This window comes from Gemmatimonadales bacterium (assembly GCA_030697825.1).
In the GTDB taxonomy this organism is placed as follows: Bacteria; Gemmatimonadota; Gemmatimonadetes; order Gemmatimonadales; family JACORV01; genus JACORV01.
On sequence record JAUYOW010000193.1, the window covers coordinates 1 to 8,880 of the forward strand.

An 8,880-nucleotide genomic window follows, 5' to 3' on the forward strand; every position below is an offset into this window, starting at 1 on the left:
GGCTCGGAGTATGTGACCGGCGACGCCGGCCGCCTGGCGCGGGTGGTGCTGAACGGTCTGGGCGGGCCGGTGACCGTGAAGGGCGTCCGGTACAACGGAGCCATGCCGCCGTGGAAGCAGCTCGGCGACGCCGAGCTCGCGGCGGTCCTCAGCTACGTGCGTGCGTCGTGGGGGAACACGGCGGGTCCCGTCACCGCGGAGGACGTCGCGCGCGAGCGCGCGGCAACGGAGAGCCGCACGGCTCCTTGGACCATTCGCGAGCTCCAGTAGCCTCCTGACGCAACAGGGGACCGGAGTGATGCCGGCCCCCTGTGCGTCCGTGCGCCTGTGCGTCTGCCTACTGTCCTTATGGGCAGGTGAGCGGGATGTTGTTGAGCGGTACCGTGCCGCCGGCCAGGTCGCCCGTCACCTGGACGTCGCCTTCCGGCGTGAGAGTCGCAGCAATCGTACATCCGGCCGGCAGATACCACAGGATGACGTGCAGCCCCCACCGGTCGCCCGCGTTGTCGAGGCTCGTGAAGCTGATGTTGCCGGTCGCCGAGGTCGAGGTCGAGCTCGTGACCGTGCCCGACCCGAGGTTCGTCGTGCTGCCGACGCGCCTGAGCCAGATCCGCACGCCGCTCACGATGGTGTCGGGGTCAGTCGCCACGGCGCGGTAGACGCCATCGGGGGTGCAGGGCTGCGGCGTGCAGCGGTCCTTAAAGATCCGCGCGCGGATCTGATACGGCGCCCGGTATGTGAGCGATCCGGAGGCGGTACTGGTCGCGCTGTTGCTCGTCGCGGTCGGGGCCGAGGCGGTGACGCGCAGGGTGTCGAGGAGCGCCGTGGTCGGGATGACGGCGGGAACCGCCACCGACTTGTACTCCGCCGACGCCGTGTCCACCCGCAGGTAGTAGGTGCCGGGGCGGACGGCGAACCGGATGGCGCCCGACGCGCTGGTGCGTAACGAATCCAGCTTCGTCGTGCGCGTCGAATTGAAAAGCCATACCTTCACGTTACGGAACGGGACGGACAACGAGCGCAACGTGTCCTGCACGAAGTGGGTGAGGCTGCCGCTGATCGCCTTGCCGGGATCGTAGGCGAGCACGGGAACGACCACGCTGTCGGTCTGCCCGACGGTCACGGGCTCCCGGAGGCCGGGTGGCCTGTCGATCCCCACCGTGGTGATTCTCGACGAGTCACCCATCACCACCACCACGCGGTAGAGTCCGGCCGCGAGCCCGAACGTTCGGTACGTTCCGCTGGCGTCCGTCAGCATGGTGCGGACGGCTGGCCCGCCCCCGAGCGGTTGAAGCTGCACGGTCACGTTGGCCAGGTTCACCGTGCCGGCGAGGTTCGTGACGGTGCCGCGCACGATGAACCGTCCCAGGCCGCCGGTCGGCGGAGCGACGCTATCCACGCGGCATCCCACCAGCAGGCCCGCGAAGGCCGCCACGACGATTGCTGAACGCTTCATGGCCGTCTCCTCGGGTTAGAAGTTGTACCGCAGGCCGAACTGCGCCTGGAACTGGTCGAAGCGGAACGCGCTGGGCTCCTTCGTTCCGAAGCTCGGATTGACGTCATAGACAAACCTACTCTGGGCCGAGTTGAACCCGCGGACGCTCAGCAGGTCGCCGTTGCTGCCGCCGCCGGCCCCGGCCACCGTCCACACCCTTCCCCATTCGCTGTTCAGGAAGTTGAGGAAGTTGAAGAAGTCCGCGACCAGCTCGACGCTCTGGCCGCGCATCGTCTGGAAGCGCTTGGACAGCCGCAGATCGAGCTGGTTGATCCACGGGTTCCGGCAGGCGTTGCGCCGAACGACCGTGTTCAGGGCTGCGCGCAGGCAGCTGTTCCCCTGGATCAGGTCCTCCAGAATGGTGCGCTGGTTGTTCTTCTGCGTCGTGGAGTCGACGTCGCTGTTGGCGTCGAAGTTGTACAGGATGTTGGTGCCCACGTAGGCCCGGTCGTTGCTCGAGATCCCGTCGCCGTTCGGGTCGCCGTTGATGCGCGGCGTATAGGGAAGTCCGGAGAACCCGCGGAAGATACCCGACAGCTGGATCCCCCACGGCAGCCGCGCGATCCCGCTCAAGATGAGCGTGTGGGGTCGGTCGAAGTCGGCCGGCGACCGGTTGCCGCGGAGGTCGTTCGGGTTGCCGCCCGTCGGGGTCTCGAACAGCGCCGTGCTCGAGATGCAGCAGGAGTACGACGCGTTGTCCTCGGTGCGGCTGTAGGTGTACGACGCCTGGAACTGCAACCCCCGCGTCAGCCGCCGGGAGGCGCTCACCGTGAAGCTGATGTTCTCCGCCTCGGCGGTGCTCACGTGCTCGAGCACCTGCCCGAAGGCGGCGTCGACCCGGTTGAAGTTCCGGTTGATGCTCCCGGTCGAGCCGATGGCGACCAGCGGCGAGTAGACCGGCCGGCCGCCCTCGGTGAAGAACTGTGGGACCGTGGCCAGGTTCCGGTCGATCACGAAGAAGTTGTCGCCGATGTGGGAATAGGACAGGTCGAGGCCCACGCGGGTGTCGCGGTCCACCGCGTGGTCGATGCCGAAGTTGGTCTTGAAGCTGCGAGGCGTCTCGTACTGGCGCGAGAAGACGTTCACGTTCGGCGTACCCGCCGACGCCGCGCCGCCCCCGACGCACTGGGTCGGGATGGAATCGGGGTTGGCGGCGTAGGTCGCCAGGTTGGGCTCGGGGACGTTGCCGGCGGATGAGAAGCACGACAGCGAGAGCTGCGTGTTACCCGTGTTCAAGAACACGTTGGAGAAGAGCACGTAGGGCGAGCGGCCGTAGAAGAGGCCCGCGCCGCCGCGCACGATCGTGGTGCGGTTCCCCGACATGTCGTACGTGAACCCGAATCGGGGGGCGATGTTGTTCCGATCACGCGGCGCCCGGCTCACGTCGAGGTCGGGGAAGCTGCGCTGGAACGCGGGGTTCGGCGCTGGAGCGTCGGGGAAGGTGGCCAGGTCGTAGCGCACGCCGAACACCAGGTTCAGCCTGGGGGTCACCTGCCACTGGTCCTGCGCGTAGAACGCCCACTCCCGCACGTCGTACTCCGCCTTGGGGAACCGCGCTTCGACCGAGAGCGCGCTGTTGGTGTCGGCCGGCAGCGCCCGCGTGAACGAATCCGGGGCGCGGTTCTCCAGGTCTGCCAGGCTCCGGAACGAAAACGTGCCGAGCGCGTTGTTTCCGAAGAAGTTGAAGACGTGAATGAAACTGTTGGTGGTGCCGACCCTGACGGTGTGGCTCCCCCGCACCCAGGTGAGGTTGTCCTGGATCTCCCACGTTCTCTCGTCCAGATCGTTGAAGTGGAGGATCGGGTCGCCGCCGGCGACGATGGTGGCGGACGTGGGGGTGATGCTCCCGTCCGCGTTCTGGAACCCGCTGGCCACGGTGGTGCGGATCTGCGGGAATTGCGAGTACCCCGGCCGCGGCCGCGGCTCGGTGGCGCGCTGGACGCGCAGCTCGTTGAACAGGCTGTTGCTGAACGACGACGTCAGGGACGCCACGAACGACTTGCCCTTGTTGAGGAAGTCGCCGCCCGCGCCACGCAGGTCTCTGGTGGCGACGCGATCGTTGTGCTGGACCAGGTCGGTGAAGTTGTATCGCACGGCGAGCTGGTGGCGGTTCGACAGCTGCCAATCGACCCGCGCGAAAACGCTCGTCTCGTCCTGGGTCTGGATCAGCTTACCCTGCTCGCCCGCGGTGGCGTAGCCGTACGTGTTCTGGAGGATCGACAGCAGACGCGCCAGGGAGTCGGGATGGATGCCCGTGTTCCGTGCAATGCTGTCCGAGGACACATCCGTCGCGAAAACCGGTTGGTCACGATCCTGCCGGTCCACCGTGAGGAAGAAATGGAGACGGTCCCGGATGATGGGGCCGGAGAGCGAAAAGCCGAACTGGTTGGAGGTGAAGTCCACGGGATCACGGCCGAGAAAATCGCGCTTCGTGAAATCGGCGCTCCGGCGGTAGCCCCACACGGCTCCGCGGAACTGGTTGCCGCCGGACTTGGTGACCGCGTTGACCAGCCCACCCGTGTAGTTGCCGCGGGTGACGTCGTACGCGTTGGTCTCGACCTGGAACTCCCGGACGGCCTCGATCGAGTAGGCGAACGGGATCCGGTCCGACCCGCGCGCCTCACCACCGAAGAAGGTGCCGTTGGCGCCCACGCCGTCGATCAGGATGTTGTTCGCGCCCCGGCGGCCTCCGCCGATGGAGAGGTTGCCGCCCGACCCGTCGCCCACCGCGGTGTTCACCTGTGGCGAGAGCGCGATGAAATCCGAGAAGTTGCGGCCGTTGGTCGGCAGGCTCTGGATCTGCTCGAGCCCCACGCGGTCCACCCGGCCCGGCTGCTGCGCGTCCACGACGGGGACCACGTCGGCGGTCACCGTGACCTCCGAAACCTCCACCGGCACGCTCTCGAGCGTGAAATCCACCGCGACCACGTCGGTGAGCCCCAGCCGGTAGCCGGTCTTCTCCTGCGGCCGGTACCCGATGGCCTGTGCGCGCACCGCATACGGCCCACCCACCTGGAGCCCGAGCATGGCATAGCGGCCGTTTTCGGCGGCCACCGTGCGCCGCACCACGCCGGTCTCCCCGTTGATCACCGTGACCGTCGCCGACACGGGCGTCCCGTCCGACCCGGTCACGCGCCCCCGGAACGTCGCGGTGGTCGTCCCCTGCGCGTGCAACGGCATCGCGGCCGCCACGAGGAAGAGTGACGCTGCCGCCGTGCGGGAAAAGACCGTCCGAACCGAGGTTGGTCTCATGAGCCACTCCTGCAGTTGTGTTGGTTGTACCGCGGATTATCCACTGACCACACGCCAAGATAGACCGGCCCCGGAGCCCCCGTCAAGCGAAGGGGAAACGCTTCCATAGCCAGTAGGCGGGAAGTCCCGACAGAATGACCCCGAACGCGATCGCCGGGTCCCGGGGGCTCGCGACCAGGGCGTTCCCGAGGATCATCACCCCCGAGAGGATGAAGAGCAGGGGCACCACCGGATACCCCAACGTCCGGCCCAGCCCGGCTTGCGCACCTACTGCACCAACGTCCACGGCACCATCGAGGTCCGCATCAACTCCGAGGGGCGGTATCGGGTGCGTGGAGCGCAACCGGGACGCGGACTGCGTCCCGGAGTCGAACTCCGACTCGTAACGGCCCCTACCGTCCTGTCGTTGATGACGTACGCGTTCGACGTCAGGCGATACCCCGTGATACCGCGGCTGAGGTTCTCATCCGACGCCTTCACGTAGTTGTCGCGGCTCGTCAGCGGGTGGGCCGGGCTCAGCTGCCAGTCGAGCCGGGCGAACAGGTTGTTGTCCGGAGTCGGGATCGTGACCTCCCGCGAAGCGGTTTGAACCGGCATGGTATCTTTAGGTTGGTCTGGAGATTTAGCCGTTTACGAGAATTCAAGGAGTCCTGTGGACCCGTCTATAGTCATCGGTTTGAACGCTGTCATCGTCGCCGTGACGGAGGAAGTGCCTCGCGTTCTCACCGTCCGAAATACCGCCGTGGCCGCGGAGATGAATCTGCCCCACCCTTCGATAAAACCCCGGGTCTGGGAGGCGCTCCCTTTTGGTCCTCTGGATCCCGCAGGGGACCGTACCCTCGAACGGGGCCTTCGAAAGTGGGTGCGCGACCAGACCGGTCTCGAGCTGGGATATGTAGAACAGCTCTATACCTTCGGCGACCGCAACAGAGATCCTGCCGAAGAGCGAGGCGGTCCCAGGGTTGTTTCGGTGGCATACCTGGGACTGGCACGCGAAGCGGAGCCTTCGGGCGCCGGCGAAGCCCGGTGGATTGACTGTTACCGATTCTTTCCCTGGGAGGATTGGCGCACTGGACGATCCAACGCAATTCGCGTCACCATCGCCCCCACCCTCGGCCGCTGGGTTCGGTCCGCCCCGGACGGGATGATCCGAAGGGAGCGGCGCGAACGAGTCGATATCGCGTTCGGCCTCGGAGGCGCTCCCTGGGACGGAGAGAGGGTTCTGGAACGCTACGAGCTCTTGTACGAAGCCGAGCTCGCGGAGCAGGCCGAACGAGACAAGCCCGCCGTTGGGCCCCCTAAACGAATTCCCATGCGAAGCAGCCGTTCCCTTTCCGCACATCCGCATCTCGGGGAGCCGATGGCCCTCGATCACCGCCGAATTCTCGCGACCGCTCTCGGCAGGCTGCGCGGAAAACTGAAATACCGCCCCGTCGTTTTCGAGTTGCTCCCGCCGACCTTCACGCTCCTTCAGCTCCAAAGAGTGGTCGAAGCCCTAGCCGGCCTGCGCCTGCACAAGCAGAACCTCCGGCGGCTCTTGGAACACGGCGGCCTGGTCGAAGGAACCGGCCGGCTCGATCCCAGGACGGGCGGCCGCCCGGCCGAGCTCTTCCGGTTCCGGCGGGAAGTTCTGAGGGAGCGCCCGGCCCCCGGAGTCGGCCTCCCCGGACTTCGCCATGCCGCCAGATGGGATTGACATGAGATATACTCAAGTCTAGTATAAGTCTGCGCGGCTCCAGGCCGGGGCCGCATTTTGAGGTCACTAATATGCTCAACTTTAGCATAACTGGAAAGGGCCATGAGCACGACACGGTGGACCAAACCGGACGAAAGGATTTCGTCGCTGCGCTATTCGCCGGCCGTCGAGCGCGCCACCGCGGGCATCTACGAGCGAGTTCGCCACGTCATTCCCGCGATCGAATGGCCGGTGCATGCGCCTTACATCGCGGCCATTCTCCGTCTCAAACGCGAGAGAAACGCGATCATCCTCGCCCACAATTATCAAACACCCGAGATCTACCACGGAGTCGCGGATCTGAAGGGAGATTCGCTCGCCCTGGCCCGCGAGGCGGCTCGAACCGACGCGGACGTAATTGTACTGTGCGGTGTGCACTTCATGGCCGAGACAGCGAAGCTGGTCAATCCGCGACGTACGATCCTGATTCCGGACCTCGAAGCCGGCTGTTCCCTCGCTTCGTCCATCACGCCATCCGACGTCCGTCTCCTGCGCCAGAGATACCCGGGCGTCCCGGTCGTCTCCTACGTGAACACCTCGGCTGCCGTGAAAGCCGAGTCCGATATTTGCTGCACTTCCGCCAACGCCGTCGAAGTTGTCGAGTCGCTCGGAGCTGATCGCGTGATCTTCCTGCCCGACGAATACCTGGGGCGCTACGTGGCCGGCCAGACGAAGGTCGAATTGATCCTTTGGAAGGGCCACTGCGAGGTCCACGAACGCTTCTCGGCCTCCGACATCCGCTCCCTCCGCGAACAATATCCTGGCGTTACAATCCTGGCGCACCCCGAGTGCGCGCCGGAGGTTTTGGACGAGGCGGATTTCGTAGGATCTACTGCCGGAATGATCCGTTACGTCGGCGAGAGACTCCCCGGCCGGATCGTCATGATGACCGAGTGCTCCATGAGCGATAATGTGGCCGTGGAATTCCCCCAGCTCGAATTCGTCAGGCCCTGCAACCTCTGCCCGCACATGAAGAGAATCACCCTGCCCAAAATACTCGAAGCCCTGGAATCGAATCGTCACGTTGTCGAAATCGACCCTGATGTAGCCGCCAGGGCGCGACAGTCGATCGAGCGCATGCTGCAGTTGGGAAAAGCGCGAGTCAGTCGAAGCCATGCCTGATCCCGTCGGTCCGGCTCATCCCCTCTATACCATCCAGTACGAGTCACTCCTCAAGAGAGCGCTGCAAGAGGATTTGGGCCGGGCCGGGGATATCACGACGACGGCAATCATCCCTCCGGAAGCGCGAGCCCAGGGGAACATCATCGCACGGGCCGACGGCCGCGTGGCCGGCATTGAGATCGCGCTCGCCGCGTTCCGGCTGCTCGATCCCCGGTGCGAAGGCGAAATGTTCGTATCCGACGGAAGCGATGTCGTCTCGGGCGCCAGGCTGGCGTCAGTCCAGGGCCAGGCGCGCGCCATACTCTCCGCGGAGCGGACGGCTCTGAACATGCTCGGCAGGCTGAGCGGCATCGCCACTGCCACCCGGAATGCCGTCGCCGCTGTCTCGGGATTTCCCGCGCGTGTGCTGTGCACACGAAAGACCACGCCAGGATTTCGCGCCTTGGAAAAATACGCCGTTCGCATGGGCGGCGGATACAATCATCGCTTCGGCCTCGACGACGCCGTCCTGATCAAGGACAACCATCGCATGCTGGCTGGAAGCATCGCCGAGGCCGTCCAGCGCGTCCGGCGCGTCATCGGGCACATGGTGAAAGTACAGGTGGAGGTGGAAACTCTGACTCAGTTGGAGGAGGCGCTCGAGCTCGGAGTCGACGCGGTTTTGCTAGACAACATGCCTCCGGGTATCCTGGCTCAGGCGGTCGTGATGGCGCGAGGCCAGACGATTACGGAGGCCTCCGGGAAAATCACGCCGCAGAACGTTGCCGAAATCGCCGCCACCGGCGTTGGTCTCCTGTCGATCGGCTGGATCACGCACAGCGCACCTCAACTCGATGTAGCGCTCGAGGTAGAATCGATCCCGCAGAAATAATTGAACGATGGAGTGGGATGTTCACCACGTTCGCCGCCTCGCGACCGATCGTGTTCCCGGAGCTCGGCGAGTTGCGGCGGGCAGCGCGGGATCCGTCGTCAAGCAACGCCCGGTCACGGTCGGGCAGCGGTCGGGCGACCCGAAAAACGCCGCCACGCGAAGTACGCGGGAAGGCCCGACAGAATGACCCCGAACGCGATCACCGGGTCCCGGGGGCTCGCGACCAGGGCGTTCCCGAGGATCATCACCCCCGAGAGGATGAAGAGCAGGGGCACCACCGGATACCCGAACGTCCTGACCGGCCTTGGCAGGTCCGGCCGGCGCCGGCGCAACCCGAACACCGTGGCCGCCGCCAAGGCGTAGAAGGGCCAGATCGCCAGGACGAAGGTATCCGCGAGGCGCTCG

At 65.7% G+C, this 8,880-nt stretch carries 9 protein-coding genes; 4 read left to right on the forward strand and 5 right to left on the reverse strand.

What is annotated here, in order from left to right:
• Positions 1-270: hypothetical protein (locus Q8Q85_10280; protein ID MDP3774640.1), on the forward strand; the 270-nt coding region annotated here is incomplete at its 5' end.
• A 76-nt stretch (positions 271-346) separates the two neighbouring features.
• Here Q8Q85_10280 and Q8Q85_10285 read toward each other — a convergent pair.
• The 4 genes from Q8Q85_10285 to Q8Q85_10300 all read right to left on the reverse strand — a co-directional run bounded on the left by Q8Q85_10285 (position 347) and on the right by Q8Q85_10300 (position 5,344).
• Positions 347-1,456 (reverse strand): carboxypeptidase-like regulatory domain-containing protein, encoded by a 1,110-nt coding sequence (locus Q8Q85_10285; protein MDP3774641.1) that lies wholly within the window; start codon positions 1,454-1,456, stop codon positions 347-349.
• Between the two features lie 15 nt (positions 1,457-1,471).
• Positions 1,472-4,747 (reverse strand): TonB-dependent receptor, encoded by a 3,276-nt coding sequence (locus Q8Q85_10290; GenBank protein MDP3774642.1) that lies wholly within the window; start codon positions 4,745-4,747, stop codon positions 1,472-1,474.
• An 82-nt stretch (positions 4,748-4,829) separates the two neighbouring features.
• Positions 4,830-4,973, reverse strand: coding sequence for a hypothetical protein (locus Q8Q85_10295; GenBank protein ID MDP3774643.1), 144 nt, complete (start codon positions 4,971-4,973; stop codon positions 4,830-4,832).
• 41 nt (positions 4,974-5,014) lie between these two features.
• A complete protein-coding gene (locus Q8Q85_10300; protein MDP3774644.1) occupies positions 5,015-5,344 on the reverse strand; it encodes a hypothetical protein in 330 nt (109 codons plus the stop codon).
• 79 nt (positions 5,345-5,423) lie between these two features.
• Here Q8Q85_10300 and Q8Q85_10305 point away from each other — a divergent pair, with 79 nt between their 5' ends.
• The 3 genes from Q8Q85_10305 to nadC all read left to right on the forward strand — a co-directional run bounded on the left by Q8Q85_10305 (position 5,424) and on the right by nadC (position 8,475).
• Entirely contained in the window at positions 5,424-6,443 is a 1,020-nt protein-coding gene (locus Q8Q85_10305; protein MDP3774645.1) for a hypothetical protein, read from the forward strand.
• A 102-nt stretch (positions 6,444-6,545) separates the two neighbouring features.
• Positions 6,546-7,604, forward strand: coding sequence for a quinolinate synthase NadA (gene nadA / locus Q8Q85_10310; protein ID MDP3774646.1), 1,059 nt, complete (start codon positions 6,546-6,548; stop codon positions 7,602-7,604).
• On the forward strand, positions 7,597-8,475 hold the full coding sequence (gene nadC, locus Q8Q85_10315; protein ID MDP3774647.1) for a carboxylating nicotinate-nucleotide diphosphorylase: 879 nt from the start codon (positions 7,597-7,599) through the stop codon (positions 8,473-8,475). Before nadA ends, nadC begins: the two co-directional genes overlap by 8 nt.
• 113 nt (positions 8,476-8,588) lie before the next feature.
• Here the strand turns inward: nadC and Q8Q85_10320 are convergent.
• Positions 8,589-8,880 (reverse strand): amino acid transporter (locus tag Q8Q85_10320; GenBank protein MDP3774648.1); only part of this gene is annotated, 292 nt, incomplete at its 5' end.